Source organism: Pseudomonas sp. SF2, from assembly GCF_036858055.1.
Lineage (GTDB): Bacteria > Pseudomonadota > Gammaproteobacteria > Pseudomonadales > Pseudomonadaceae > Aquipseudomonas.
In genome coordinates this window covers 73,231-98,852 of the sequence record NZ_JAMBDI010000020.1, presented here as the reverse complement: position 1 = coordinate 98,852, position 25,622 = coordinate 73,231, and the positions used below count along the sequence as shown (strand labels likewise).

Genomic DNA, 25,622 nt, shown 5'->3' with positions numbered 1-25,622 from the left:
CTTCACTCAATGCTGTGGTGCATTCTCCAGCGCCGCCTTCAACGCCGGCGCATCGGCAAACGCTCGCTGGCTCACCAGCTTGCCCTGCTCCAGTTGCAACCACTGCACCTGGCCATCCTGCCCGGGATAACGGCTGGCCACCCGCCCTTCACGGTCAAGCAGCACCCGGTAGTTGTAATCGCGCATGGCGGGGATGGCGAACAGCTTGCTGATCAGTGCCGGCATGCGCTGGATGTCGGCAACAAACACCGCATCGCGCGCTTCCAGGTAACCCTTGGGCTGTTCGGCCAGTGCCGCCTTCACCAGCTTGGCACCGTCCATGTCGCGCGCCACCAGCAGAATGTGTGTACCGGCGTCGAGGCTGTAGGCCTGGTCGTACTGGTCCAGCAGCGTCCACGGGGCGAGCTTGTCGCCGGGTTCCAGGGCACTGGCCAGCAATGGCATCAGACAAAGCAACAGGGCAGCGGCGTATTTCATCAGGGGCATCCTCAGTGACGGGAGCATCAGCATAGCGGCAACGTGCCAAGCCAGACAGGTTGCCTGAATACGACCTGGAATACGACATGGCCACCCGGGAGATTGTCTTTCCCCCGACCTACCGCCACACTCTCCAGGCCAGCCAGGAAGCGGAGTCCAGAGTGCCCACGCCACGCCAGTTCAGCAAGAAGACCAGCACCAGCAACATGCTGCGGCTGAAGTCCACCAGCGCCAATGCCCAGGCCCCCTATCGGGTCGATTTCGTATTGCTCGAACACTTTTCGATGGCCAGCTTCACCGTGGCCATGGACGTACTGGTCACGGCCAACCTGCTGCGCGCCGACAGCTTCCAGTTCACCCCGCTGTCGCTCGAAGGCGACCGCGTGCTCAGCGACCTGGGGTTGGAGCTGGTAGCCACCGAGTTGTCCGCCGAGGCGCTGAAGGAGCTGGACCTGCTGGTGATCTGTGGCGGCTTGCGCACGCCCTTGAAGTACCCGGAGCTTGACCGGCTGCTGGACGATTGCGCGGCCCACGGCATGGCCCTGGGAGGGTTGTGGAATGGCGCGTGGTTCCTCGGCCGCGCCGGGGTGCTGGACGACTATGGCTGCAGTATCCACCCCGAGCAGCGCGCCAGCCTGTCCGAGCGCAGCCCGCAAACGCGGATCACCCCGGCCAGCTTCACCCTCGACCGCGACCGCCTCAGTGCCGCCAGCCCCAATGGCGCCATGGAGCTGATGCTCGGCCTGGTGCGCCGGCTGTATGGCGACGGCCTGGCCGAAGGCGTCGAGGAGATCCTGTCATTCTCCGGTGCCCGCTACCGCCAGGTCGGCCCGGGCGCGAAGAAGTCCATGAGCCTGCACCTGCGCACCATCGTCGAGCTGATGGAGAACAACCTCGAGGAAACCCTCAGCCTCGACCAACTGGCCGCCTACAGCGGGCGCTCGCGCCGGCAGATCGACCGCCTGTTCCAGGCTCAGCTGGGTACTTCGCCGCGACGCTATTACATGGAGTTACGCATTACCAAAAGCCGCCGCCTGCTGCAGTATTCCGACCTGTCGGTGATGGAAGTGGCAGTGGCCTGCGGGTTTGTTTCGGTGTCGCACTTCAGCAAATGCTATGCGGCGTACTTTGGCTACCCGCCGTCGCGTGAGCAGCGGCTGGGTGAGTGAGGTTCAAGGCTTGTTGAGGTGTCGCCTGGGCCGGCCCTTTCGCGGGTAAACCCGCTCCCACAGGTACTGTGCGAATCTTTGGGACAGCGGTGATCCTGTGGGAGCGGGTTTACCCGCGAAGAGGCCAGCCAGGCACTGGAAAACCTTCAGGGGCGGCGCTCGATCTGGATGTACCGCAGCACAGCATCACAAATCATGACCTTGTGACGCAGCTTGACCTGCTCATCGGACAGGTCGATCTGGAAGATCTCGCCAAAGGTGTGGCGGTTCGACACCCGGTAGAAGCAGAACGCGCTCATCAGCATGTGCAGGTCGATGACCTCGATACCGGCGCGGAACACACCTTCCTGTACACCGCGACGCAGGGTATTGCCCAAGGCCTCGAGCACCAGGCTGCTCATTTCGCGAATGGCCGGCGACTGCTTGACGTACTCGCCATAGTGGATGTTTTCGGTGCAGATGATCCGCACGAAATCGACGTTGCGGTCGTGGTGATCGAAGGTGAACTCCACCAGCCGGCGAATCGCCTGCTCGGCCGGCAGCGACTCCAGGTCCAGGCTTTGCTCGGTCTTGCGGATATCGCCGTACAGCTTGACCAGGCACTCGCAGTACAGCTGCTCCTTGCTGCCGAAGTAGTAGTAGATCATGCGCTTGGAGGTGGCGGTGCGCTCGGCGATGGCGTCGACGCGGGCACCAGCCAGCCCTTGCTGGACGAACTCGTGGATGGCGGCCTGGAGGATGTCCTCGCGCGTTTTCTCGGGGTTGTTCTTGCGCGTCTTGCGCCCCCCTTCGGTTTCAGGCTGGCCGAGGCTGACTACGGAATCACTCATACCCACTCACAGGCTGTTTATTGGAATACGGGGATTATCCGCGAGCGCGGCCATGCAGGGAAGCGCGCTGTTGGTCGGGTAGCCATCACCCACGGCTGCTGGGGGGCATGCCTTTGGCCGGGTTGGCGCGGTCAGCCAGCGGGCACTGATTGCCGGCGCCACCCGCGCCATCAGCGTGGAATTAGTGGTCACGCTGGTGGCTGTGCTGGTCGGTGCCTTGCTTCCCGATGAAACCGTGAGCCTGTTGCAGGCCGCCGGAGGCCTGGTAATCCTGCTTGGCTGCATGCTGGTACTGGGCCTGCTGCCCACACGCAAACGGCGCCTGCCCAACTGAACGCAGGGGGCAATCGCCTTTGGGCGACGGCCCTGATAAAACAAAAGGATATAAAAATAACAAAATAATCTAACAAACATGCATATTAAAAATTGAAAGCCAAACGCCACCTCCTTAGTCTGGGCACATCGTTTTCCAGCCGATTCAAGGAGCAATACCCATGTCCGCCCGTGCCTTCTCCCCCCTGCGCCGTCTGTTGATCGGCGGCTTGCTGGCCAGTGTCGCCAGCACCCTGCTGCCCTGGTCCCAAGCCCTGGCCGACGAAGCCAAGACCCTGCGCATCGGCTACCAGAAATTCAACAGTATCAACATCCTCAAGGGCAGCGGCGCCCTGGAGAAGGCACTGGCGCCGCAAGGCGTGAAAGTCAGCTGGCACGAGTTCGCCGCCGGCCCGCAACTACTCGAAGCCCTGAGCACCGGCGCCATCGACCTCGGCCATGCTGCCGATGCACCCTCGGTGTTCGCCCAGGCCGCGGGCAAGCCGGTGGTGTACCTGGCCGCCGAGCAACCCTACCCACGCGGCATCGGCCTGGTGGTGCGCGAGCAGGATCACCTGAGCAGCGTGCAAGACCTCAAGGGTAAGCGCGTGGCCACCGGCCGCGGCTGGAACGCCCAGTACCTGCTGGCCGTTGCCCTGGAACAGGCCGGCCTCAGCTACCGGGACATCACCCCGGCCTACGTCAACAACGCCGCCGATGCCGTGGCGGCACTGCAATCGGGCAGCGTCCAGGCCGTGACCCTGTGGGACCCGTTCCTCGCCGCCGCAGAAAGCCAGCCGGGCCTGAAGAACCTGCGCGACGGTAGCGGCTTGTCCAACAACCGCACCTTCTACCTGTCCACCGCCAGCTTCGCCGACCAGCACCGCGCGTTGCTGAAGATCTTCTTTGCCGAACTGGGCAAGGTCAGCCAGTGGGCCAATGCCAAGCCTGCGGAAGTCGCCGCGCTGCTGGCCCCGCAATTGGGGATCAATGCCAACGTACTGCAAGTGGCCAGCGAACGACGCAACTACAACGCCGTGGCCATTACCCCGCAGATCGTTGCCGAGCAACAGAAACTGGCCGATACCTTCCAGGACCTGGGCCTGATTCCACGCAAGCTGCAGGTGGCCGACGCGGTCTACCCGGCTTCCGTCTTGCCTTGAGCGGAGCGCCCCCATGCCCCGCCCGATCCGCTTCAACGCCTTCAGCATGAACGCCGCCAGCCACCAGTCCCCCGGCCTGTGGCGCCACCCGCGCAACACCAGCGTGGCCTTCAACCGCCTGGGTTACTGGACCGACCTGGCCCGCCTGCTCGAACGCGGCCTGTTCGACGCCCTGTTCATCGCCGATGTGCTGGGCATCTACGACGTCTACCAGGGCGGCCCCGAAGCCGCCCTGCGCGGTGGCGTGCAGGTACCGGTCAACGACCCGCTGCTGCTGGTACCAGCCATGGCCGGGGTTACCGAGCACCTGGGCTTCGGCGTCACTTTCTCGCTCACCTACGAACACCCCTATCCGTTCGCCCGGCGCATGTCCACGCTCGACCACCTGAGCAATGGCCGGGTCGGCTGGAACATCGTCACCGGCTACCTTGACAGCGCCGCGCGCAACCTGGGCCTGGCGCACCAGCTGGGCCACGACCAGCGCTATGACCTGGCCGAGGAATACCTGCAGGTCCTTTACAAACTGTGGGAGAAAAGCTGGGACGACGACGCTGTGTTGCTGGAGCGTGACAGCGGGCGATACATCGAACCCGCCCGGGTGCACCCCATCAACCATGTGGGCGAGCACTTCCAGGTGCCAGGCATGCACCTGTGCCAACCTTCGCCACAACGCACGCCGGTGCTGTTCCAGGCAGGTGCTTCGGCACGCGGCCAGCAGTTCGCGGCGCGACATGCCGAATGCGTGTTCATCAGCGGGCCGACGCCCACGGTACTGCGCCGCTACGCCGACGGCATCCGCGCGGCCAGCGAGGCGGCCGGGCGTGGCCGGGACGAGGTGCTGATCTACGCCCAGGCACTGTTGATTGTCGCCCCCACCCGGGAGGCGGCCGAGGCGCGCTTCGCCGAATACCGCCGCTATGTCGACCTGGACGCTGCCCTGGCGCTACTGTCAGGCTGGACCGGCATCGACTTTGCCAACCTCGACCCCGATGCGCCCATCGAATACGTCGAGAACGATGCCGGTCGCGCAGCCCTGGCAGCCTTCACCGCTGCCGACCCGAACCGCCGCTGGACCGTGCGCGAAGCCGCCGAGTTCGTCGGCCTGGGCGGCCGTGGCCCGGTGCTGGTGGGTGCTGCCAGCGAGGTGGCCGACCAGCTGGAAAGCTGGCTGGACCAGACCGGCATCGATGGCTTCAACCTGACCTACGCGGTGCAACCGGACGACCTGGCCCAGGTGGTCGAGCTGCTGGTGCCCGAACTGCAACGCCGTGGCCGCTACCCGCTGAGCTATGCCGACGGCACCTTGCGCCACAAGCTGTTCGGCCAGGGCGACCGCTTGCAGGAAGGGCACGTTGGCCGCCAGGTTCGCATTCAGCCAGCAAATACCGGGTATTCCAACATTTAATTTGTAGATGGCGCGCGCTCGACCCTATTCTGTCGCCACATCCCCTGCGCCGCACCGGCCGGTGCGGTTCACGGCATGGGGAGAGAACAACAAGTCGAGATCGTCCATGTCGAACCATTCGTACTTCGCCCCCCACGGTGGGCACCCGGCTCAGACCGAGCTGCTGACTGACCGTGCCATGTTCACCGAAGCCTATGCCGTCATCCCCAAGGGCGTGATGCGTGACATCGTCACCAGCCACCTGCCGTTCTGGGACAAGATGCGCATGTGGGTCATCGCCCGCCCGCTGACCGGCTTTGCCGAAACCTTCTCCCAGTACATCGTCGAAGTGGCTCCGGAAGGCGGCAGCGAGCGCCCTGAGCTGGACCCGAACGCCGAAGCCGTGGTGTTCATCGTCGAAGGCGAACTGGACATCACCGTCGAAGGCAAGCACCACACCCTGGTACCGGGCGGCTACGCCTTCCTGGCCCCGGGCGCCGAGTGGAGCCTGCGCAACAACAGCAAGTCCAACGTCACCTTCCACTGGCTGCGCAAGCACTACCAGAAGGTCGAAGGCCTGGACGTTCCCGAGTCGTTCGTTACCCACCGTGACAACGCCACCGTCATCGAGATGCCGGGCACCGAAGGCCGCTGGGTCACCACCCGCTTCGTCGACATGGCCGACATGCGCCACGACATGCACGTGAACATCGTCACCTTCCAGCCGGGCGGGGTGATCCCGTTCGCCGAGACCCACGTGATGGAACACGGCCTGTACGTACTGGAAGGCAAGGCGGTGTACCGCCTGAACCAGGACTGGGTCGAAGTGGAAGCCGGCGACTTCATGTGGCTGCGCGCCTTCTGCCCGCAAGCCTGCTACGCCGGCGGCCCAGGCAAGTTCAGCTACCTGCTGTACAAGGACGTGAACCGTCACGTGCACCTGACGCTGAACCCTAAGCGTTGATGCATTGGGGCGCTTTGCGCCCCTTTCGCGACACAAGGCCGCGCCCACAAAAGTACGGTGTATGCCGAACCCTGTGGGAGCGGCCTTGTGTCGCGAAAGGGCTGCAAAGCAGCCCCAGTAGCCGCATACTGAAAATCCTGCCACCCGCGCGGTACCAGCCATGAACCGCTGCCTGCTGCTCGCCGCCCTGCTGCTCTGTCCCCCCGCCCCAGCCGCCGATGACTGGAACCTGGCCTACGACCGCGAAGGCATCCGCGTGTACCTGAGTGGCGTGGCCGACTCGCCCTACCAGCAATTCCGTGGTGTCAGCACCATGAAAGCCAGCATTCGTACGCTCACCGACCTGCAGGAAAACCTGCGGGTGGCCTGCAAGTGGTTGTACGCCTGCGCCGAGATGCGCTTGCTGGATGTGCAAGGCGAAAACACCTGGGTGTACCTGACCACCAACCTGCCGTGGCCGACGATGCCGCGGGACATCGTGCTGAAGGTCACGACCGAACGCCTGGACGACGGCACGCTGCTGCGCCACCTGAGCGCCGAGCCCGGCAGGATCCCCAAGGTAAAGGGACTGATCCGGGTACAGCAGCTCAGCGGCGAGTGGCGGATGAAACCACTGGGGGAGCGCAAGACCGAAGTGACCTACCAACTGCAGGCCGACCCTGCCGGAGATGTGCCGGGGTGGCTGGCCAACCGGTTTGTGGTGGATGCGCCAGTGGTGACGTTGCGTACCTTGCGGGCGGTGGCCGAGCGCCAGCCCTAGAGGGTATTGAAATGCCTGCGCCGGCCCGCGTTCCAGCGCAAGTGAAAGTTTGCGCAATGCACCTGCCAGAAGGCTTGCCCCAGCGGTCACATCTTGTAGGTCGAGAGCAGGATACTGGTCTCGGTGTTTTCGATGTGCGGTATCGAGCGGATGGCGTTCAACGCCCGGTCGAAGGCCTCCAGGGTGTCTGCACGCAGCTCTGCCATCAGGTCCCAGCGGCCATTGGTGCTATGGATGGCCACCACGTTGGGATGCCCGCGCAGCGCGTGCTTGACCTCTGCGGCGTGGTGGCCGCTGATGCCGATGCTGGTGATTGCCCGCACGCCCTGCTCCAGCGCATCGGCGCGCAGGCGTACCGTGTAGCCGATGATCACGCCCTGCTCTTCGAGCCGGGTGATGCGGTTTTGCACGGTTGCCCTGGCCACCTTGAGCTTCTTCGCCAGGGTCAGCACGGGGATGCGCGCGTTGTCGCGCAACAGCGCAATCAATTCCCGATCGATAGTATCCATGGATGCCTGCCAGATAATCAGATTGCCATGCTTGGGTGACAAATTGTCTAGAAAGCTGATGAAACTGGCAACCTGCTCTCTTCATCTTGACGCAGCCTGTCATCAGAATGCTCACGTCACTCCAACAATCTCAGGCGTTCGTCCTCCAGGTCAGCGGGGTGACGGCGCAATAACAAGGTGCAAGAGCATGACGTATTTCATTGATGTTCCAACCATGTCGGACCTGGTACATGACATTGGCGTAGCGCCGTTCATTGGCGAACTGGCCGCAGCCATTCGTGAAGATTACAAACGCTGGCAGGAGTTTGATAAATCCGCACGTGTTGCCAGCCATTCGGAAGTCGGCGTGATCGAACTGATGCCGGTCGCCGACAACAGCCGCTACGCCTTCAAATACGTCAACGGCCACCCGGCCAACACCGCCCGCGACCTGCATACGGTGATGGCCTTCGGCGTACTGGCCGATGTCGACACCGGCTACCCGGTGTTGCTGTCCGAACTGACCATCGCCACCGCGCTGCGCACCGCAGCCACCTCGCTGATGGCAGCCCAGGCGCTGGCCCGGCCAAACTCACGCAGGATGGCGCTGATCGGCAACGGCGCGCAAAGCGAATTCCAGGCACTGGCCTTCCACAAGCACCTGGGCATCGAAGAAATCGTCGCCTACGACACCGACCCGCTCGCCACCGCCAAGCTGATCGCCAACCTCAAGGAGTACAGCAGCCTCACCATCCGCCGCGCCGGCTCGGTGGCAGAAGCGGTGAAAGGCGTGGACATCATCACCACGGTGACCGCCGACAAGGCCTACGCCACCATCATCACCCCCGACATGCTCGAACCCGGCATGCACCTGAATGCCGTGGGTGGCGACTGCCCGGGCAAGACCGAGCTGCATGCCGATGTGCTGCGCAACGCCCGGGTGTTCGTCGAGTACGAGCCGCAAACCCGCATCGAAGGTGACATCCAGCAGTTGCCGGCGGACTTCCCGGTGGTCGACCTGTGGCGCGTGCTGCGCGGTGAAGCCGAGGGCCGCCAGAGCGACAACCAGGTCACCGTGTTCGACTCGGTGGGCTTCGCCCTGGAAGACTACACCGTACTACGGTACGTACTACAGCAAGCCGAAAAACGTGGCATGGGTAGCAAGATCGACCTGGTGCCATGGGTGGAAGATGACCCGAAAGACCTGTTCAGCCATACCCGCGGCCGCGCTGCCAAGAGCCGCATCCGACGCGTTGCCTGACCCTGCAAACGCCGATCTGCGATGGGCCGCCAAGCGGCCCCAACCCCGTCAGATCCCGCCGCCTGCAAGCAATTGCGTCATCACCTCGGCCAGCGCCTTGACCATCACATCCGCCGTCGGCCGGTGAACAATGACGATTTCATAGCTGTCTACCTCCGGCAGCCCCTGTTCGGCCCCCAGTACCCGGTGCTCGCCAGTGGCCGCCCGTGGCGGCAGCAGGCTGACGCCCATGCCATCGGCGACTGCAGCCTGGATACCGCTGAGGCTGGAGCTGGTGAAGCTGATACGCCAGCGCCGGCCGATGCCTTCGATGGCCGTTATCATGTCGTCGCGGTACAGGCCACGAGGCGGGAACGTCACCAGCGGGATCGGGTCCAGCTCGAAGGCGGGCGTGCGCGCACTGTCGATCCACTGCAGGCGCTCGGGCCAGCAGGCCACACCTTCGCGGCTGTTGCGCCGCTGCTTGAGCAACACCAGGTCGAGCTCACCGTTGTCGTAGGCCTGGCTGAGGTCGCGGCACAGGCCGCTGGTCACTTCCAGCTTCACCTGCGGGTGCAGCCGACTGAACGCCGACAGCGCATTGGTGGTACGCCCGCCCACGAAGTCCTCGGGCACGCCAAGGCGCACGGTCACGCCAACCATCGCCCCGGCCAAGGCTTCGAGCATCTGATCGTTGAGGGCCAGCATGTGCCGGGCATAGCCGAGCAGGGTCTGCCCGGCATCGGTCGGCAGCACATCGCGATTGCCACGCACCAGCAGGCGGTGGCCAACCATATCCTCAAGGCGGCGCACCTTCTGGCTGATGGTCGATTGAGTGGAGTGCAGACGGGCTGCAGCCGTGGTGAAGCTGCCGCAGTCAGCCACCACGACAATGGCGCGCAACAGGTCGAGGTCGAACAGGGCCCTATTCGATTTCACGCTGATGGACATCTTGGTATTCGACTTCTGAATGACAAGACTGACTTCTATCACGCCACCTGCTGCACCGCAATGCGCCGGCTAGTCGCCGAGTGCCACGCCTTCGCGCCGGGGGTCGGCACCGCCCGACCAGCCCTCGCCACTGCGCTGGATGATCTGCATGCCACTGGTCATGGTCATCGGCGTCACCTCATGCCCCCAGGCCGCCAACTGCCGGATCAGCGCCGGGCTGGCCAACCCCGCCTCTACTTCGGTGCCGGCATTGCGGCTGCCGAAGTTGGGCAGGCCAGCGGCCTGCTGCGGATCAAGCTGCCAGTCCAGCAGGCCGATCAGTGCCTTGTTCACGTAGCCGATGATCTGCGAACCGCCGGGCGAGCCAAGGCTGGCCACCAGCTCGCCAGAAGCTCGCGAGAACACCAGGGTCGGTGCCATTGCCGACAGCGGCCGCTTGCCCGGTTGCACCCGGTTGGCCACGGGCTTGCCCTGCTCCTGGGGGATGAACGAGAAGTCGGTCAGGTGGTTGTTGAGCAAAAAGCCCTTGACCATCAGGTGCGAACCGAACGCTGCTTCCACCGAGGTGGTCATGGCCAGGGCCTGGCCACGGTCATCCACCGCGCTGAGGTGCGAGGTGGAAATACGCAGTGGCGAGCGGTCAGGCGCCAGGGCCAGGTCGGCGCCCTGCGGCTGGCCCGGGCGGGCGCGCTTCATGCTGTACTCGCCAATCTGCGCGGCACGGCTGGCCAGGTACGCAGAGTCGGTCAGGGCCTTGAGCGGAACCGGCACGTAATCGCTGTCGGCCAGGTACTGGGCGCGGTCGGCATAGGCCAGGCGCTCGGCCTCGGCAACCAGGTGCACGGCCAGCGGCGGGGCCTCCAGCCCGGCCACGGACGAAGTGCGCAGCGGTCGCATGACGGCAAGGTCGCGTTGTGGCGAAGCCTGCTGCAGTGCTTCCAGGATGCCCAGGGTCTGCAGCACCGCCACCCCGCCCGACGACGGCGGCGGCATGCCACATATACGCCAGGCCTTGTAAGGGCCGCACAGCGGCTCGCGCGCCTTGGCCTGGTACTGCTGCATATCCTGCAACGACAGATAGCCGGCATTGGCATGGCTGCGCACCTTGGCGACGATGGCTGCGGCGATCTCGCCGCTGTAGAACACCTCGGGACCCTGCGCGGCAATCTGCTCGAAGGTTTGCGCGAGTTCGGGGTTGCGCAAGGTAGCCCCCACCGCCAGCGGCTTGCCCTGTTCATCCAGAAAGTAGCGGGCCATGGCCGGTGAGCGGGCAATGAACGGGTCGCCCGCCACCAGGGTGTGAAGGCGTTCGGAAACAGGGAAACCGTCACGTGCCAGCGCAATGGCCGGGGCGAACAAGTCGCGCCAGGGCAGCTTGCCGTGCTGCTCATGGGCCAGCTTCAGGGCACGAAGAACCCCCGGTACGCCCACCGAACGCCCGCCAATCTGCGCCGCCCTGAACGGCATCGGTGAACCATCGGCTTGCAGGAACAGGTTTTCCGTCACCGCCGCCGGGGCTGCCTCGCGGCCGTCGAACGCCTGCACGCGCTGGCCATCCCAGTAGAGGATGAACGCTCCGCCGCCAATGCCGCTGGATTGCGGTTCGACCAGGGTCAGCACCATCTGCATGGCAATGGCCGCGTCGATTGCGCTGCCACCGGCACGCAGCATCGCTCGCCCCGCTTCGCTGGCCAGCGGGTTGGCGGCGGCGGCCATGTGCCGGCTGGCATGCACCGACTGCAGGCCACTGCGGTAGCCGGAGGCCAGTTCCGGTGGCGCGGGCAGCACCTGGTCGGCGCAGGCCCAGCCACTGGCAGCTACCAGGCACAAGGCGCCGATCAGGGGTGTGGAGAATGTCATCGTTGTGCTTCCTGCCATTACCTATTCAGCCAGGCACTGTCGGTCATGCGCAAACTTGACTTCAAGCCCTGGCGTGTTTTTCCAGGATGCCTGCGCTGCACCGCGTCGCGAAAGGGCCGCAAAGCGGCCCCAGCAATTTGGCAGGAATACGAAGACCCTGGGGCGCTTCGCCCCCCTTTCGCGACACAAGGCCGCTCCTGCAGGTATTGCGCGTTGGCCAGGCTTTCACGTGCGGGTCAGGCCACTTCTTCGAACGGCAGCCCTACATAGTTCTCGGCAATGTTCACCAGCCCCGCCGGCGAGGTCAGGAAGTACTCGCGGTCGGCCTCCTGCATCTTCTGGTCCCAGGCGTCCTTGTGGCTGCCGAAGTCATGCAGCAGTTGGGTCATGAACCAGCTGAAGCGCTCGCCTTTCCAAACCCGACGCAGGGCCAGCGGCGAATACTGCTGCAGCAGGTCGGTGCGCCCTTCGCGGTACACCTTGACCAGGATACGGTACAGGTAATTGACGTCCGATGCCGCCAGGTTCAGGCCCTTGGCGCCGGTCGGCGGGACGATATGCGCGGCGTCACCGACCAGGAACAGGTGGCCATACTGCATCGGCTCGACCACCAGGCTGCGCAGCGGCGCGATGCTCTTTTCCAAAGCCGGGCCGGTGACCAGACGCGCAGCCACGTCTTCCGGCAAGCGTGCCTTCAGCTCCTGCCAGAAGCGCTCGTCGGACCACGCCTCCACCTGCTCTTCCAGCGGTACCTGCAAGTAGTAGCGGCTACGGGTGTGCGAACGCTGGCTGCACAGCACGAAGCCGCGCTCGTGGTGTGCGTAGATCAGTTCGTGGTTGACCGGTGGCGTATCTGACAGCATGCCCAGCCAGCCAAACGGGTAGACCCGCTCATACTGCTTGAGGATACCTTCCGGAATGCTCTGCCGCGAAACACCGTGGAAGCCGTCACAGCCGGCGATGTAGTCGCAGTCCACCCGATGCACCTGGCCGTCTTTTTCATAAGTCAGGTAAGGCCGTTCACCCTTGAGCTCGTGCGGCTGGACATTGCTGGCCGAATAGATGATCGGCGCGCCGCTGGCTTCACGTGCCTGCATCAGGTCACGGGTGACTTCGGTCTGGCCGTACACCATCACCGTCTTGCCGCCGGTCAGGGCCTTGAGGTCCAGGCGTTGGCGGCGCCCGCCGACCAGCAGCTCGACACCTTCGTGTACCAGGCCTTCACGGTCCATGCGCTCGGCCACACCGGCCTCACGCAGCAGGTCGACGGTGCCTTGCTCCAGCACCCCGGCACGGATGCGCCCGAGCACGTACTCGGGTGTCTGCCGCTCGACGATGACCGTATCGATACCGGCCTTGTGCAGCAGTTGGCCCAGCAGCAGGCCAGACGGACCTGCACCAATAATTGCGACCTGAGTTTTCATTGTTGTTGTCTCTGTGCGGACGATGCCGCCCCTGGACTGGCAGCGGGGCGACATCTGCTGTTAGGGTTTGCCCTTGCATTTTTACTGGCAAAAACAGCCATTGAAGTGTGCTATTCCATGCAAAACTTGCACTTTTACAAAAATCGTTCGATTACCGGACAGGTAAACCCGCATGAAATCCAACCTCCCCGGCGTCCCTTTGTTCAAGCTGTATGGCGAAAACCAGGCCTGGCCCGGCACCGACCTGCTGCACTGCGAGTCGATCCCGGCGCGTAGCCGCCTGCACCACTGGGAGATCAAGCCGCACCAGCATGCCGAACTGTTCCAGCTGCTGTACGTGCAGCGCGGCCGTGCCGAGGTGGAGATCGAGGGGGTGCGCAGCACCATCAGCGAAGCGGCGATCCAGGTAGTGCCACCGATGACCGTGCACGGCTTTCGCTTCAGCGCCGATATCCAGGGGCATGTGCTGACCTTTGGCACGGCCCTGGTGGCGAACCTGGAGCAGCGCCTGGGCGCACCGCTGGCGGTGCTGGCGAAAGCCGCGTGTTACCCGCTGGGCCAGGACCGGGTACGCCTGCGCAACCTGATCGATACTCTGCAGCAGGAGTACCAGGGTAACGCCCCGGCGCGTGCTGCCTTGCTCGAGGCACTGGTGACGGCGCTGATGGTTTGGATCAGCCGCCGCCAGCAGCTGGGACAGGCGCCGCGCAACCGCGATGAGCGTGACCGCCAGTTACTGGGGCAGTACCTGCGCCTGGTCGAGGCGCATTACCGTGAGCACCTGTCGGTGGAGGAGTTTGCCGCGCGGCTGAATATTCCGAGTTTGCAGCTGAACCAGCTGTGCCGGGCGCTGAGTGGGCAGACCGCGCTGCAGGTGGTGCACCAGCGGTTGCTGCTGGAGGCGCGGCGCAACCTGATCTATACGCGGATGAGTATCGGGCAGTTGTCGGATAGCCTGGGGTTTACCGACCCGACGTACTTTGCCCGGTGGTTCAAGCGGTTGAGCGGGCAGACGCCGAATGGGTATCGCAGGTCGGGGTTGTCTGAGTAATTTTTTCGCCTGTGCCGGCCTCTTCGCGGGTAAACCCGCTCCCACAGGTAGTGCACGCCGTCCCTGAACTGCACCCCTGCTTGACGTATACGTCAAGCTACCCTCAGGATACCCGCATACCCCACGCCGAGCCCCAGCATGAGCACCCAGACCTACAGCATCTCCGACCTGTCCCGCGAGCTGGACATCACCACCCGCGCCATCCGCTTCTATGAGGAACAGGGCCTGCTGAGCCCCGAGCGCCGAGGCCTGGAGCGCATCTATTCGGCGCGTGACAAGGTCAGCCTGAAGCTCATCCTGCGCGGCAAGCGCATCGGTTTTTCGCTGGCCGAATGCCGCGAGCTGATCGAGTTGTACGACCCCTCCAGCGGCAACCTCAAGCAGCTCAACAGCATGCTGGCGAAAATCGCCGAACGCCGCGCCCAGCTGGAACAGCAGATGCTCGACATCCACCAGATGCAGCTGGAGCTGGACACCGCCCAGGAGCGCTGCGAACAAGCCCTGGCCGCCACCCTGAACAACAAAGACAACCGCTGAACGCCACAGGAAACCCGCCATGTCCTTGCCCAAACACGTCCGCCTGGTCGAAGTAGGCCCCCGCGACGGCCTGCAGAACGAAGCCCAGCCCATCAGCGTCGCCGACAAGGTGCGCCTGGTGGACGACCTCACCGAGGCGGGCCTGGCCTATATCGAAGTGGGCAGTTTCGTCTCGCCCAAGTGGGTGCCACAGATGGCCGGCTCCGCCGAAGTGTTCGCCGGCATTCACCAGCGCCCGGGTGTTACCTATGCGGCGCTGGCGCCCAACCTGCGCGGTTTCGAGGACGCCCTGGCCGCTGGGGTGAAGGAAGTGGCGGTATTCGCCGCCGCCTCCGAAGCCTTCTCGCAACGCAACATCAACTGCTCGATCAGCGACAGCCTCAAACGCTTCGAGCCGATCATGGAGGCCGCGCGCAATCACGGTGTGCGTGTGCGCGGCTATGTGTCGTGCGTGCTCGGCTGCCCCTATGAAGGCAAGGTCAGTGCCGAGCAGGTCGCCCCGGTGGCCCGCGCCCTGCATGACATGGGCTGCTACGAGGTATCGCTGGGCGACACCATCGGCACCGGTACTGCCGGTGATGCCCGGCGCCTGTTCGAGGTGGTGTCGGCACAGGTGCCGCGCGAGCAACTGGCCGGGCACTTCCACGATACCTATGGCCAGGCCTTGACCAACGTGTATGCCAGCCTGCTCGAAGGTATCAGCGTATTCGACAGCTCGGTGGCCGGGCTGGGCGGCTGCCCATACGCCAAAGGGGCCACCGGCAATATCGCCAGTGAAGACGTGGTGTACCTGCTGCAGGGGCTGGGCATTGAAACCGGCATTGACCTGGACCGGCTGATCGCCGCCGGCCGCCGCATCAGCAGCGTGCTGGGCCGCGACAACGGGTCGCGGGTAGCACGGGCGCGCAGCGCGCATTAAGTCATACGGGTGTCACATACGTGTGGGTGGAGTGTTACCGCCCCCACGTTTCACAGCAAAAAATCGGGTAACAGGGAAACAAATCGGCAGAATTTCAGGCCAGGCGATTTTGATGAAAATCTCCAAGTGATTGTTTTTAAAGGATTTTCAAAAGTTGGCACGCACCCTGCTATAGCTCTGGTACAACAACAAAAAAAATGTGACACCCAATAAAAACAACAGGTAACGGCTCTGACATAACAAGAACAACACGGCAGAGGCGTAGCAAGCAGATTTTTTTGGAGTCGACACGCTTTTCAGGGGTACGCCCCGCGGTCTGGCACAGAACAATAAAACTACCTCCAGGTAGCGGCAGCCAGGTTCGGATCAGCAATGATGAAGGCAGGTCAGCGCTCAAAAAAATACGTTTGCTCTTGACCCCGCATGGGGGTCGCCCGCAACACCAGGACAGGCTGACAAAAACAACAAAAGGCCGGTCCCAATAATAAAAAAAGAGCAGGCAACAACGCTTTGAGGGGAGCTTCGGCTCCCCTCAGTGCTTCCTGCCCTCTTCCTCCTTCTGCTTTCCCTCATCCTGCCCCTCAAGCTTGTCCACCAGCAACGGCATCGTGCCCAGCACCAGCAGGGCCAGTATCGTGCTGATCAACGCCGTGGCTTCGCGGCCCATGCCGGCTGCCGTACCAATGGCGGCGGTCATCCACAGCCCGGCGGCTGTGGTCAGGCCCTTCACATGGCTGGTGTCCTGGCCGTTGCCCTTGAGAATGGTGCCCGCACCCAGAAAACCGATACCGGCGACAATGCCTTGGATCACCCGGCTCAGCGCCTGCTCATCGGCCCCGGCCATACTCGGCGCCAGCACGAACAGCGCAGCGCCCAGCGAAACCAGCATATGCGTGCGCACCCCGGCGGACTTGCCTTTGTGCTCGCGCTCGAAGCCCAGGACGGCGCCGAGCAGGGCTGCCATCAGCAGGCGTACGAGGATTTGCGTGACCTCGCGCTCGTCAGTGATGTCGGCGAATTCGGCCTGGATGGCTTGCCAGATGAGGTCCATGGCGTTATTCCCATGCTGAGCATTGTGTTGGCTGGGCCGGCCTCTTCGCGGGTAAACCCGCTCCCACAGGGTTTGCACAAGTTTCAATGCAATGCAGTACCTGTGGGAGCGGGTTTACCCGCGAAAAGGCCGGGCCTGCCATCTGCAAGGGTTGACCTCCGAGCAAATGACAAAGTGCCGCTCAGCTTCCGGATGCAGCAACCCGCCCCTCCCTGTGGTCCACCCTGTAACCCCCAGGAGGACCACTCCATGCCCATTGAAATCGACGAAACCACCCGCCGCTGCACCCTGCTAGGCGAAGGCCTGCGCATCGAAGGTGATGGCCCGTCCATCGAAATCGTCACCGACGAGCAGCTGCGCATGTCAGTGGCCCTGCTCGCGGGCCAGCGTGTGCCCATCACCGAAGCCGAGGCCGATGCACTGACCGTGGCGGGTGCGGTGGATAGCCGCAGGCATCTGAAGGCCAGCACGCCAGGCTCGGTAATCTGAGGCCTGGCGGGGCTTACCCGAAAATCTGATATGGTTTTTATCGCAAAATCTGAGCCTGTGCTGATAACAGCCTCAGGGCCATAGTGCTCATGCCTGATCGAGGCCTGATGAGCACCGAGCCATGAACGATAGAATCCCTTTCACAGAGATCGCCACCGCCCCAGCCAGCCCCCAGCCACGACGCGCCGACAATGGCATCCATACCCGTAGTTTCACCGGGCTGTACCGCAACCTGCGTATCGGCTTCGCCGGCGCCCTGTTCGTGCTGTTCTTCGGCACCGCCTGGCTGAACTGGAACGGCCGTCAGGCCGTGCTGTGGGACCTTGGCAACAGCAAGTTCCACATCTTCGGCGCCACCTTCTGGCCGCAGGACTTCATCCTGCTGTCGGCACTGCTGATCATCTGCGCCTTCGGCCTGTTCGCCATCACCGTGTATGCCGGTCGCGTGTGGTGCGGCTACAGCTGCCCGCAGAGCACCTGGACCTGGCTGTTCATGTGGTGCGAAAAGGTCACCGAGGGTGACCGCAACCAGCGCATCAAGCTGGCCGCCGCGCCCTGGAGCCTGAACAAACTGGCCCGTCGCACATTGAAGCACAGCCTGTGGCTGGCCATTGGCGTGCTCACCGGGCTGACCTTCGTCGGCTACTTCACCCCGATCCGCTCACTGGCCGCAGAACTGTTCACCTTGCAACTGGGCGGCGTGGCGCTGTTCTGGGTGCTGTTCTTCACCGCCGCCACCTACATCAATGCCGGCCTGCTGCGCGAAGCGGTGTGCCTGCACATGTGCCCCTATGCGCGCTTCCAGAGCGTGATGTTCGACAAGGACACCCTGGCGGTCGCCTATGACCCGCGTCGCGGCGAAGCCCGTGGCCCGCGCAAGAAAGGCAGCGACGCCCGCGCCCAGGGCCTGGGCGACTGCATCGACTGCACCTTGTGCGTGCAGGTGTGCCCCACCGGCATCGATATCCGCGATGGCCTGCAAATGGCCTGCATCGGTTGTGCGGCGTGCATCGATGCCTGTGACGGGGTAATGGACAAGATGGGCTACGCCCGTGGCCTGATCGGCTACAAGTCCGAACACAGCCTGCAAGGTGGCACCACCCATTGGCTGCGCCCGCGCCTGCTGGGCTACGCCGCCGCGCTGGGGGTAATGATCGCGGCGCTGGTGATAGCCTTGCAACTGCGTCCGATGGTGTCGCTGGACGTGATCAAGGACCGCGGCCTGTTCCGCGAGAATGCCCAGGGCCAGATCGAAAACATCTACCTGCTCAAGGTCATCAACAAGACCGAACGCACTCGGCACTACGAACTGCGCCTGCTGGACGCCGACGGTTTCAGCTTGCAGGGCAAGACATCATTCACGATCCCGGCCGGTGAAATGAGTGAACTGCCGGTGTCGGTGGCGATGCTGGCCGAACGCCCGGCCAGCAGCTCGCAGACGCTGAGTTTCGAAGTCAGCGAACGCGACGACCCCGCCATCCGCAGCGTGGCCAACAGCCGCTTCGTCGCACCGATGAACCGTTGATCCCTTACACTGATCCCACCTTGCCTGCCAGGCTTCGACAGAAGGCCAGAATGAAACGCTACGAACGCTTTGCCGACGATATTGCCGAACTGATCCGCTCCGGGGTGCTGGGCCCCGGCCAGCGGGTGCCCTCGGTGCGTTATGCCAGCCAGACCCACGGGGTCAGCCCGTCCACCGTGTTCCAGGCCTACTACCTGCTGGAAAGGCGCGGGCTGATCCGCGCCCGGCCGCGCTCAGGCTACTTCGTCAACGCCCACGCCCCGCGCCAGTTCAGCGAACCGCAGGCATTGCAGCCGGTCAGCGAGTCCACCGACGTCGACGTCAGCGCGCTGGTGTTCTCGATCCTCGACTCGATCAAGGACCCCAACACCGTGCCGTTCGGCTCGGCCTTCCCCAGCCCCGAACTGTTCCCGCTGCAGCGCCTGTCGCGCTCGCTGGCCAGCGCCAGCCGCAGCATGGACCCACGCATGGTGGTGACCGACCTGTCACCCGGCAACCCGCAGCTGCGCCGGCAGATTGCCCTGCGCTACATGGTCGGCGGGCTGATGCTGCCGATGGAGGAGCTGCTGATCACCAACGGCGCGCTGGAGGCCCTGAACCTGTGCCTGCAGGCCGTCACCCAGCCAGGTGACCTGGTGGCCATCGAAGCCCCCGCCTTCTATGCCTGCCTGCAGGTACTGGAGCGGCTCAAGCTCAAGGCGGTGGAAATCCCTGTGCACCCGCGCGAAGGCATGGACCTGGGCGTACTGGCGCAGACCCTGGAAAAGCACCCGGTCAAGGCCGTGTGGTGCATGACCAACTTCCAGAACCCGGTGGGCGCCAGCATGCCGGAGGCAAAAAAGCAGGCATTGGTGGAGCTGCTGGCGCGTCATCAGGTGCCATTGATCGAAGACGACGTGTACGCTGAACTGTACTATTCGCAGCAAGCCCCCAAGCCGGCCAAGGCCTTCGATACCCAGGGCCTGGTGATGCACTGCGGTTCGTTCGCCAAGAGCCTGGCACCAGGCTACCGCATCGGTTGGGTGGCGGCCGGGCGCTTTGCGCAGAAGATCGAGCGGCTCAAGCTGATGACCTCGCTGTGTGCCTCGATGCCGGCGCAGGCGGCGATCGCCGACTACCTGCAGCACGGCGGCTACGACCGCCACCTGCGCAAGCTGCGCTATGCCCTGGAAGGCCAGCAGGCCAACATGCTGGCGGCCATTGCCCGGCACTTTCCGGCGCAGACACGGGTCAGCCAACCGTCCGGCGGCTACTTCCTGTGGCTGGAACTGCCCGAACAGATGGACGCCCTCAAGTTGTTCCACATGGCCCTGGCCCAAGGCATCAGCATCGCTCCCGGGCCGATCTTCTCGCCCACCCGGCGCTTCGGCAACTGCATTCGCCTGAACTATGGCAGCCCCTGGCATGAGGATGCCGAACGGGCCATGGAAACCCTGGGGCGGATCATCCGCTCGTTCTGATGGCTGATGACCCGGTGGGCGACTATAGTTGCCCGATCCTCTCACCGGGCCCTCGCCATGCAAGCAGATTCGCTCCCGTCATTGGCACAGCTGCAAGCGCGTGTCGCAGAACTGGAAGCTCGCCTGGCCGAGCGCGAAGACACTGCACATGCCCATAACCAGCTGCTGGGCGAACTGCTCGACAACAGCCTGGCCAACGTGTTCGCCGCAGACCGCAAGATGCGCCTGGTGGCGATCAACCGCATGGCCAGGGAAACCTTTGAGCGTTACCGTGGTTTCGTACCGAAGATCGGCGATTACGTGCCGCAGTTCCTGGTCAACCAGCCTGACATCATGGGCCGCCTGGCACCGGTGTGGCCACGCGTGCTGGCCGGCGAAGCTTTCATCGATACCATCACCTTCGGCCCGCCTGACGCCCCTCGCCATTACGAGATCCGCTACCACCCGCTGCGCGATGCGCAGCAGCGGATCCAGGGCGGGTACATGTTCGCCTATGACATCACCGAGCGCATGGCCGAACAGGAACGCCTGCGCCAGGCCGAAGAAGCCCTGCGCCAATCACAGAAAATGGAGGCGGTCGGCCAGCTGACCGGTGGCATCGCCCACGACTTCAACAACCTGCTGGGCAGCCTGCTTGGCGCGCTGGAGCTGGCAGAGCAACGCCTGGGTCAGCAACGCTTTGCCGAAACCGCCCGCATGCTCGAACTCAGCCGCAGCAACGCACTGCGGGCCGCTGCCCTGGTGCAGCGGTTGCTGGCCTTTTCACGCCAGCAGATGCTGGTGCCCCAAGCGGTCGATGTGCAGCGCCTGGTGGCCGACATGCATGACCTGATCCGCAGTTCGACCGGCCCGCACATTGACTTCCAGGACCAGACCCTGGCCGCGCAATGGTCGATCCTCATCGACCCGCAACAGCTGGAAAACGCCTTGCTCAACCTGTGCATCAATGCCCGTGACGCCATGCCGCTGGGCGGCACCCTGCGCATCGGCTGTGAAAACGCCAATCTCTCAGCGGCCGAGGCCAAGCGCCTGGGCCTGCCGACGGGCCACTATCTGCACATTCGTGTCGAGGACACCGGCCTGGGCATGTCCAGTGCGGTGCGGGAGCGCGCCCTCGAACCCTTCTTTACCACCAAGCCGCTGGGCCAGGGCACCGGCCTGGGGTTGTCCATGGCCTATGGCTTTGTTCGCCAGTCCGGGGGGCAGTTGCTGATCGACAGCGTTGTCGGGCAAGGCACTTGCGTTCACCTGTACCTGCCCCAGCACAAGAGCGCTACCGCAACCTGCCACGACGAGCCAGCCGCAGCCCCCACCGAGCCGGTGCAGCCGCACGTGCGCCGGATCATGCTGGTGGAGGATCAACCGGCCCTGCGCCTGGTACTGGTTGAAGTGCTGACGGAACTGGGCCACCAGGTGCAGGCTTTCGAGGGTGGCGGCCCGGCGCTTGAAGCGCTGCAGGAAGGGCCGCCACCGGACCTGCTGATTACCGATGTCGGCTTGCCTGGGCGGGTCGACGGCTACCAGCTTGCAGGGGCCTACCAGGACCTCGTGGTGCATGCCCCGGTATTACTGATTACCGGCTATGACACCATCGATACGGTGCCCTGTGCCCGGCCCGACAGGCGCACGGAGCTGCTACACAAACCCTTCGACCTGAACACCCTCGGCGAACGGGTCGAGCGGCTGCTGGGCATTGCGCCGCACTCGCCTTGACTGGCTATTCGCCTGCTGGCGAACACGTTAAAGTCTGGGTCTCCTCTTTTGTCGGACCTCGGCATGCCTTCCCGTGACCTGCTTTCACTGCGCCAACAAGTCGAAGCCCTGCAGCGGCAGAACGCGCTGCTGGAGGCCCGCCTGGCAAGCCATCAGGAACACGACCAGGACTTTTACCGCTCGCTCTTCGACACCATGGATGAAGGCTTCTGCATCATCGAGTTCTTCGACGGCCCGCACGGCCCGCTGAGTGACTATGTGCATGTGCTGGCCAATGCGGCCTATGCCAAGCACGCCGGCATCCCCAACGTGGTCGGGCAGAAACTGCGTGAGATGGTGCCCGATGAGGCCGATGACTGGGTCGCCCGTTATGGCGCGGTTCTGCGCACGGGCGAGCCCCTGCATTTCGAGCAGGAGCTGGTCGCCACCGGCCATGTGTTGTCGGTGACCACCTTCCGGGTGGAGCCTGCCGAAAAGCGCCAGGTGGCGGTACTGTTCAAGGACGTTACCGAACGACGGCGGGCCGAGCTTGCCCTGCAACGCCTGAACGAAGAGTTGGAACAACGGGTGAATGCGGCATTGGCAGAACGGGCCAAGGCCGAGGAGGCCCTGCGTCAGGCACAGAAGATGGAAGCGGTCGGCCAGCTCAGTGGCGGCATCGCCCATGACTTCAACAACCTGCTGGGCGCCATCCTGAGTGCCCAGGAGCTGATGCGCCAACGCCTGGAGCAATCCCGTTTCGACAGCCTGGAACCCTTGCTGGAGCTGTCCAGCGGCTCGGCGCAGCGGGCCTCTTCGCTGGTACACCGGCTGCTGGCATTCTCCCGCCAGCAGACCCTGCAGCCCTGCTCCACGCAGGTGGCGACGCTGGTGGGCGGCATGGAAGAGCTGCTGCGCCGTACCATTGGTCCTTCCATCACCCTGACCAGCCAGTTCCCCTACCCGCTGTGGCCGACCTTCATCGACCCGCCGCAACTGGAAAGTGCCCTGCTCAACGTGTGCATCAATGCCCGCGATGCCATGCCTGCTGGCGGTGCGATCGATATCCTCGGTGACAACCTGCTACTCGACGACGAGCAAGCCCATGCACTGGGACTGCCAGCTGGTGAATACATAAGGCTGAGCATCATCGACAACGGCAATGGCATGTCGACGGAGGTGGCCGAGCGCGCAGTCGACCCGTTCTTCACCACCAAGCCGATGGGCCAGGGCACGGGCCTTGGCTTGTCGATGACCTACGGTTTCGTGCGCCAGTCGGGCGGGCAGCTACGGGTGTTGTCGACGCTTGGCGAAGGCACCCGCATCGAGCTACTGCTCCCCCGCCACCACGAGCTCCCCGAAGCCCCGGCACCCAGGCCGCGGCGCACACTGCTGGAAAGTGGCAGCACGGCCGCACAGCGTATCCTGCTGATCGAAGACCAGATTGCCTTGCGCGTGGTCGTCTGCGAGGTGCTGGAGGAACTGGGTTACCTGGTCGACGCGTTCGAGAATGGCCCGGCCGCCCTTGCCCACCTGCAAAATGGCGAGCGGCCAGACCTGCTGCTGAGCGATATCGGCCTGCCCGGCGGCCTGAATGGCCGCCAGTTGGCTGAACGTTGCCGCGAGCGCTACCCCGACCTCAAGGTGCTGTTCATTACTGGCTACGACGAAAGCGCGGCGCTCAGTGACGGCCAGTTGTTGCAAGGCACACAGGTGCTGACCAAGCCGTTCGAGCTGGAAGTGCTGGCCGAACGGGTACGCTCGCTGCTGGAAGATTGACGGGCGCGCTCAGCGCCCGCCGCCCAGGTCGATGAAGCTGCCGGTGGAGTACGAGGCTTTGTCCGAGAGCAGCCAGAGGATCGCCTCGGCCACTTCCTCGGGGCGCCCACCACGGCCCATGGGCAAGCCGGGCTCAAGCTTGCTGACCCGGTCGGGGTCGCCGGACAGCGCATGGAACCCGGTATGAATGTAGCCTGGCCGTACGCCATTGACCCGCACGCCCTCGCCTGCCACTTCCTTTGCCAGGCCAACGGTGAAGGTGTCGAGGGCGCCCTTGGAAGCGGCATAGTCCACGTATTCGTTGGGCGAGCCCAGGCGTGCGGCTACCGACGACACGTTGACGATGGCCCCGCCCTGCCCGCCGTGCCGGCGCGCCATGCGCAGCAGCGCGTGCTTGGCACAGAGCATGGGGCCGACGATGTTGGTCTTCATGACCTTGAGCAGGCGAAATTCGGACATGTCCTCGACCCGGCTTTGCTGGCCAATGGTGCCGGCGTTGTTGACCAGTGCGGTGACCGGGCCGAGCTCTTCGTCCACGCGCTGGAACAGCTGGATGATCTCATCTTCGACGCTGGTGTCGGCGCGTACGGTGATGGCCTCGGCACCCAGGGCACGAACCTGGTCGAGGATGTTCTCGGCGGCCTGGTCGTTGGTGTGGTAGTTGATGCAGATGCGGTAGCCCTGGCGGGCGGCCAGCAGTGCCGTGGCGGCGCCGATGCCACGGCTGGCACCGGTGATCACGATGACTTTCTCCATGGATATGCCAATCGTTTGGGAAGGGAGCATCGACAATAGGGGAAAAGGCTGCGCATGGGAATGACCAAGGTCAGCTCAGCCGCCCCATCGGCTCTTGCCCCTGGGCGATGTGTATTCCTTCAATTACTGCCTGGTCTGGCTCTGCCTCGGAAACAACGACTCGAATCGCGGCGTCGCCCGCGCAACGAAACCCAGGCCCTGGTGCATGATGAAATAGGCGGCGACGTCATGCCGCTCGGCGAAGGCATAGCCTTCCTCCGGGCCGAGCACCATCAACAATGTATCCAGGGCATCGGCACGCAGCACCGAAGGGTCGACCACCGACACTGCCGCCAGTGCGTGCCTGACCGGCCTGCCGACACGTGGATCGAAGGTGTGCGAATAGCGCTGGCCACCTTCCTCGAAGTAGTTGCGGTAGTCGCCGGCGGTGGCAACGCCGTAGCCATCCAGGGCAATGGCGCGCTCCACTTGCTGCTCGCCCTCGCCACTCGGTACCTCTAGGGCGATGCGCCAGAGCGAGCCATCCGGCTTGCGGCCGACCCCCTTGAGTTCGCCGGTGATCTCGACCAGATAGGCCTGGATACCCAGGGCCGAAAGCCTCTCGCCGACCCGATCCACGGCATAGCCGGCGAGCATGCTGTCGAAATCCAGCTGCGCCGCGACATCCTTGCACAGCTTTTCTCCCTCCAGGTGCAAGTGCTGGAGCCCTACCCGGGCCTGCTCCCGTGCCAGCGCCTCGGCGTCCGGCACCTGCCGCCCTCGTGACTGCGGGCCGAAGCCCCAGAGGTTCAACAATGGCAAAACCGTCAGGTCGAAAGCCCCGCCACTCTCGCGGAACAGCGACTCACCGTACACCAGCAAGTGCCGCATCTCTTCCGGCACCGCCTGACAGGCGCCGGCCGGCAGAGCGTTGAAGCGGGAAACCACAGAGTCGCCGCGCCAGTTGGAAAACTGCCTGTCGAGCGCCTCGAGCATCATCTCGACTTCGGCCTTTACCTGCTGCGCACCGGGCGTCTGCGCGGTGGGTACGTACTGGATCGAGTACGTGCTCCCCATGGTCGGCCCGGAAAAGCGCTCGATCCTTTCGCCGCAGCCATACAACAACATCAACAGCATCACCAGCAGGCTTGCGCGCATCATTCGACACCTCGCAGAGTCTGGCCGCCCTTTCGCGGCGCAGGCTATTTCACCAGAAATTGCAAGATGGCAATTGGCCTACCGTTCATCAGCAAGTCTGGTTAAAAACCGAACAAATTCCTCGTTTTACACTCAGAAGTGCGCGGGTGATCAACCATCCCCCTCCCTTTCCGCTAAACGTCCCGGAAGCAATAAAAACCATTG

At 64.0% G+C, this 25,622-nt stretch carries 24 protein-coding genes; 15 read left to right on the top strand and 9 right to left on the bottom strand.

Features of this window, described 5'->3' with window-relative positions:
- Positions 1–6: 6 nt before the first annotated feature.
- Positions 7–477: an FAD/FMN-containing dehydrogenase gene (locus tag M2S36_RS13275; RefSeq protein WP_207833250.1), complete on the bottom strand. Its 471-nt coding sequence runs from the start codon at positions 475–477 to the stop codon at positions 7–9.
- 161 nt (positions 478–638) lie between these two features.
- On the opposite strand from M2S36_RS13275, the gene M2S36_RS13270 reads away from it, so the two are divergent.
- Entirely contained in the window at positions 639–1,646 is a 1,008-nt protein-coding gene (locus M2S36_RS13270) for a GlxA family transcriptional regulator (protein ID WP_063914310.1), read from the top strand.
- Positions 1,647–1,792: 146 nt separating this feature from the next.
- Here M2S36_RS13270 and M2S36_RS13265 read toward each other — a convergent pair whose 3' ends face one another.
- Positions 1,793–2,476, bottom strand: a complete 684-nt coding sequence (locus M2S36_RS13265) for a TetR/AcrR family transcriptional regulator (RefSeq protein WP_207833248.1) — start codon at positions 2,474–2,476, stop codon at positions 1,793–1,795.
- A 175-nt stretch (positions 2,477–2,651) separates the two neighbouring features.
- On the opposite strand from M2S36_RS13265, the gene M2S36_RS13260 reads away from it, so the two are divergent.
- The 5 genes from M2S36_RS13260 (at position 2,652) to M2S36_RS13240 (ending at position 7,059) form a co-directional block, all read left to right on the top strand.
- A complete protein-coding gene (locus M2S36_RS13260) occupies positions 2,652–2,810 on the top strand; it encodes a hypothetical protein (protein ID WP_442969525.1) in 159 nt (52 codons plus the stop codon).
- 160 nt (positions 2,811–2,970) lie between these two features.
- Positions 2,971–3,951 (top strand): aliphatic sulfonate ABC transporter substrate-binding protein, encoded by a 981-nt coding sequence (locus M2S36_RS13255; protein ID WP_207833246.1) that lies wholly within the window; start codon positions 2,971–2,973, stop codon positions 3,949–3,951.
- Positions 3,952–3,964: 13 nt separating this feature from the next.
- Positions 3,965–5,356: an LLM class flavin-dependent oxidoreductase gene (locus tag M2S36_RS13250; protein ID WP_207833244.1), complete on the top strand. Its 1,392-nt coding sequence runs from the start codon at positions 3,965–3,967 to the stop codon at positions 5,354–5,356.
- Positions 5,357–5,462: 106 nt separating this feature from the next.
- Positions 5,463–6,299 carry a bifunctional allantoicase/(S)-ureidoglycine aminohydrolase gene (locus M2S36_RS13245; protein WP_013972924.1) on the top strand — a complete coding sequence of 279 codons (837 nt, stop codon included), beginning with the start codon at positions 5,463–5,465 and terminating at the stop codon, positions 6,297–6,299.
- Between the two features lie 160 nt (positions 6,300–6,459).
- Positions 6,460–7,059, top strand: coding sequence for an START domain-containing protein (locus M2S36_RS13240; protein ID WP_207833242.1), 600 nt, complete (start codon positions 6,460–6,462; stop codon positions 7,057–7,059).
- Between the two features lie 86 nt (positions 7,060–7,145).
- Here the strand turns inward: M2S36_RS13240 and M2S36_RS13235 are convergent, their stop codons facing one another.
- On the bottom strand, positions 7,146–7,568 hold the full coding sequence (locus M2S36_RS13235) for an Lrp/AsnC family transcriptional regulator (RefSeq protein ID WP_207833240.1): 423 nt from the start codon (positions 7,566–7,568) through the stop codon (positions 7,146–7,148).
- Positions 7,569–7,755: 187 nt separating this feature from the next.
- Here M2S36_RS13235 and M2S36_RS13230 point away from each other — a divergent pair, with 187 nt between their 5' ends.
- Positions 7,756–8,808 carry an ornithine cyclodeaminase gene (locus M2S36_RS13230; RefSeq protein ID WP_233694461.1) on the top strand — a complete coding sequence of 351 codons (1,053 nt, stop codon included), beginning with the start codon at positions 7,756–7,758 and terminating at the stop codon, positions 8,806–8,808.
- Positions 8,809–8,856: 48 nt separating this feature from the next.
- Here the strand turns inward: M2S36_RS13230 and M2S36_RS13225 are convergent, their stop codons facing one another.
- From M2S36_RS13225 to pobA, 3 genes are all read right to left on the bottom strand, one after another.
- A complete protein-coding gene (locus M2S36_RS13225) occupies positions 8,857–9,738 on the bottom strand; it encodes a LysR substrate-binding domain-containing protein (RefSeq protein ID WP_063914323.1) in 882 nt (293 codons plus the stop codon).
- Between the two features lie 69 nt (positions 9,739–9,807).
- A complete protein-coding gene (gene ggt / locus M2S36_RS13220; protein ID WP_207833235.1) occupies positions 9,808–11,598 on the bottom strand; it encodes a gamma-glutamyltransferase in 1,791 nt (596 codons plus the stop codon).
- Positions 11,599–11,834: 236 nt separating this feature from the next.
- Positions 11,835–13,022 carry a 4-hydroxybenzoate 3-monooxygenase gene (gene pobA / locus M2S36_RS13215; RefSeq protein WP_133972016.1) on the bottom strand — a complete coding sequence of 396 codons (1,188 nt, stop codon included), beginning with the start codon at positions 13,020–13,022 and terminating at the stop codon, positions 11,835–11,837.
- Positions 13,023–13,194: 172 nt separating this feature from the next.
- Between pobA and M2S36_RS13210 the strand changes: the two genes are divergently transcribed.
- From M2S36_RS13210 to M2S36_RS13200, 3 genes are all read left to right on the top strand, one after another.
- A complete protein-coding gene (locus tag M2S36_RS13210) occupies positions 13,195–14,073 on the top strand; it encodes a helix-turn-helix domain-containing protein (RefSeq protein ID WP_233687636.1) in 879 nt (292 codons plus the stop codon).
- A 138-nt stretch (positions 14,074–14,211) separates the two neighbouring features.
- Positions 14,212–14,610, top strand: coding sequence for a MerR family transcriptional regulator (locus tag M2S36_RS13205; RefSeq protein WP_013972930.1), 399 nt, complete (start codon positions 14,212–14,214; stop codon positions 14,608–14,610).
- A 19-nt stretch (positions 14,611–14,629) separates the two neighbouring features.
- Entirely contained in the window at positions 14,630–15,529 is a 900-nt protein-coding gene (locus tag M2S36_RS13200) for a hydroxymethylglutaryl-CoA lyase (protein WP_233694458.1), read from the top strand.
- Between the two features lie 532 nt (positions 15,530–16,061).
- Here the strand turns inward: M2S36_RS13200 and M2S36_RS13195 are convergent.
- Positions 16,062–16,580: an MgtC/SapB family protein gene (locus M2S36_RS13195; RefSeq protein WP_233687634.1), complete on the bottom strand. Its 519-nt coding sequence runs from the start codon at positions 16,578–16,580 to the stop codon at positions 16,062–16,064.
- A gap of 249 nt (positions 16,581–16,829) precedes the next feature.
- On the opposite strand from M2S36_RS13195, the gene M2S36_RS13190 reads away from it, so the two are divergent.
- From M2S36_RS13190 to M2S36_RS13170, 5 genes are all read left to right on the top strand, one after another.
- Positions 16,830–17,069: a DUF3203 family protein gene (locus M2S36_RS13190; RefSeq protein ID WP_207833225.1), complete on the top strand. Its 240-nt coding sequence runs from the start codon at positions 16,830–16,832 to the stop codon at positions 17,067–17,069.
- Positions 17,070–17,190: 121 nt separating this feature from the next.
- Complete coding sequence (ccoG, locus tag M2S36_RS13185; protein ID WP_207833223.1) at positions 17,191–18,594, top strand: cytochrome c oxidase accessory protein CcoG; 1,404 nt, start codon at positions 17,191–17,193, stop codon at positions 18,592–18,594.
- Positions 18,595–18,644: 50 nt separating this feature from the next.
- Complete coding sequence (mapR, locus tag M2S36_RS13180; protein WP_025338884.1) at positions 18,645–20,054, top strand: GntR family transcriptional regulator MpaR; 1,410 nt, start codon at positions 18,645–18,647, stop codon at positions 20,052–20,054.
- Between the two features lie 57 nt (positions 20,055–20,111).
- On the top strand, positions 20,112–21,767 hold the full coding sequence (locus M2S36_RS13175; RefSeq protein WP_333957253.1) for a PAS domain-containing sensor histidine kinase: 1,656 nt from the start codon (positions 20,112–20,114) through the stop codon (positions 21,765–21,767).
- Positions 21,768–21,830: 63 nt separating this feature from the next.
- A complete protein-coding gene (locus M2S36_RS13170) occupies positions 21,831–23,525 on the top strand; it encodes a response regulator (protein ID WP_207833218.1) in 1,695 nt (564 codons plus the stop codon).
- A gap of 9 nt (positions 23,526–23,534) precedes the next feature.
- On the opposite strand, the gene M2S36_RS13165 is transcribed toward M2S36_RS13170, so the two are convergent.
- Positions 23,535–24,281, bottom strand: coding sequence for an SDR family oxidoreductase (locus M2S36_RS13165; RefSeq protein WP_207833216.1), 747 nt, complete (start codon positions 24,279–24,281; stop codon positions 23,535–23,537).
- Positions 24,282–24,404: 123 nt separating this feature from the next.
- Positions 24,405–25,421, bottom strand: a complete 1,017-nt coding sequence (locus M2S36_RS13160; RefSeq protein WP_207833214.1) for an FAD:protein FMN transferase — start codon at positions 25,419–25,421, stop codon at positions 24,405–24,407.
- Between the last annotated feature and the right edge of the window lie 201 nt (positions 25,422–25,622).

Coding starts and splice junctions, on each gene's coding strand:
- M2S36_RS13235 (WP_207833240.1), bottom strand. CDS start 7,568: ATGGATACTATCGATCGGGAATTGATTGCGCTGTTGCGCGACAACGCG.
- M2S36_RS13160 (WP_207833214.1), bottom strand. CDS start 25,421: ATGATGCGCGCAAGCCTGCTGGTGATGCTGTTGATGTTGTTGTATGGC.
- M2S36_RS13265 (WP_207833248.1), bottom strand. CDS start 2,476: ATGAGTGATTCCGTAGTCAGCCTCGGCCAGCCTGAAACCGAAGGGGGG.
- M2S36_RS13170 (WP_207833218.1), top strand. CDS start 21,831: ATGCCTTCCCGTGACCTGCTTTCACTGCGCCAACAAGTCGAAGCCCTG.
- mapR (WP_025338884.1), top strand. CDS start 18,645: ATGAAACGCTACGAACGCTTTGCCGACGATATTGCCGAACTGATCCGC.
- M2S36_RS13210 (WP_233687636.1), top strand. CDS start 13,195: ATGAAATCCAACCTCCCCGGCGTCCCTTTGTTCAAGCTGTATGGCGAA.
- M2S36_RS13195 (WP_233687634.1), bottom strand. CDS start 16,580: ATGGACCTCATCTGGCAAGCCATCCAGGCCGAATTCGCCGACATCACT.
- M2S36_RS13275 (WP_207833250.1), bottom strand. CDS start 477: ATGAAATACGCCGCTGCCCTGTTGCTTTGTCTGATGCCATTGCTGGCC.
- M2S36_RS13250 (WP_207833244.1), top strand. CDS start 3,965: ATGCCCCGCCCGATCCGCTTCAACGCCTTCAGCATGAACGCCGCCAGC.
- pobA (WP_133972016.1), bottom strand. CDS start 13,022: ATGAAAACTCAGGTCGCAATTATTGGTGCAGGTCCGTCTGGCCTGCTG.
- M2S36_RS13175 (WP_333957253.1), top strand. CDS start 20,112: ATGCAAGCAGATTCGCTCCCGTCATTGGCACAGCTGCAAGCGCGTGTC.
- M2S36_RS13255 (WP_207833246.1), top strand. CDS start 2,971: ATGTCCGCCCGTGCCTTCTCCCCCCTGCGCCGTCTGTTGATCGGCGGC.
- M2S36_RS13230 (WP_233694461.1), top strand. CDS start 7,756: ATGACGTATTTCATTGATGTTCCAACCATGTCGGACCTGGTACATGAC.
- M2S36_RS13165 (WP_207833216.1), bottom strand. CDS start 24,281: ATGGAGAAAGTCATCGTGATCACCGGTGCCAGCCGTGGCATCGGCGCC.
- M2S36_RS13190 (WP_207833225.1), top strand. CDS start 16,830: ATGCCCATTGAAATCGACGAAACCACCCGCCGCTGCACCCTGCTAGGC.
- M2S36_RS13240 (WP_207833242.1), top strand. CDS start 6,460: ATGAACCGCTGCCTGCTGCTCGCCGCCCTGCTGCTCTGTCCCCCCGCC.
- M2S36_RS13205 (WP_013972930.1), top strand. CDS start 14,212: ATGAGCACCCAGACCTACAGCATCTCCGACCTGTCCCGCGAGCTGGAC.
- M2S36_RS13245 (WP_013972924.1), top strand. CDS start 5,463: ATGTCGAACCATTCGTACTTCGCCCCCCACGGTGGGCACCCGGCTCAG.
- ggt (WP_207833235.1), bottom strand. CDS start 11,598: ATGACATTCTCCACACCCCTGATCGGCGCCTTGTGCCTGGTAGCTGCC.
- M2S36_RS13200 (WP_233694458.1), top strand. CDS start 14,630: ATGTCCTTGCCCAAACACGTCCGCCTGGTCGAAGTAGGCCCCCGCGAC.
- M2S36_RS13225 (WP_063914323.1), bottom strand. CDS start 9,738: ATGTCCATCAGCGTGAAATCGAATAGGGCCCTGTTCGACCTCGACCTG.
- ccoG (WP_207833223.1), top strand. CDS start 17,191: ATGAACGATAGAATCCCTTTCACAGAGATCGCCACCGCCCCAGCCAGC.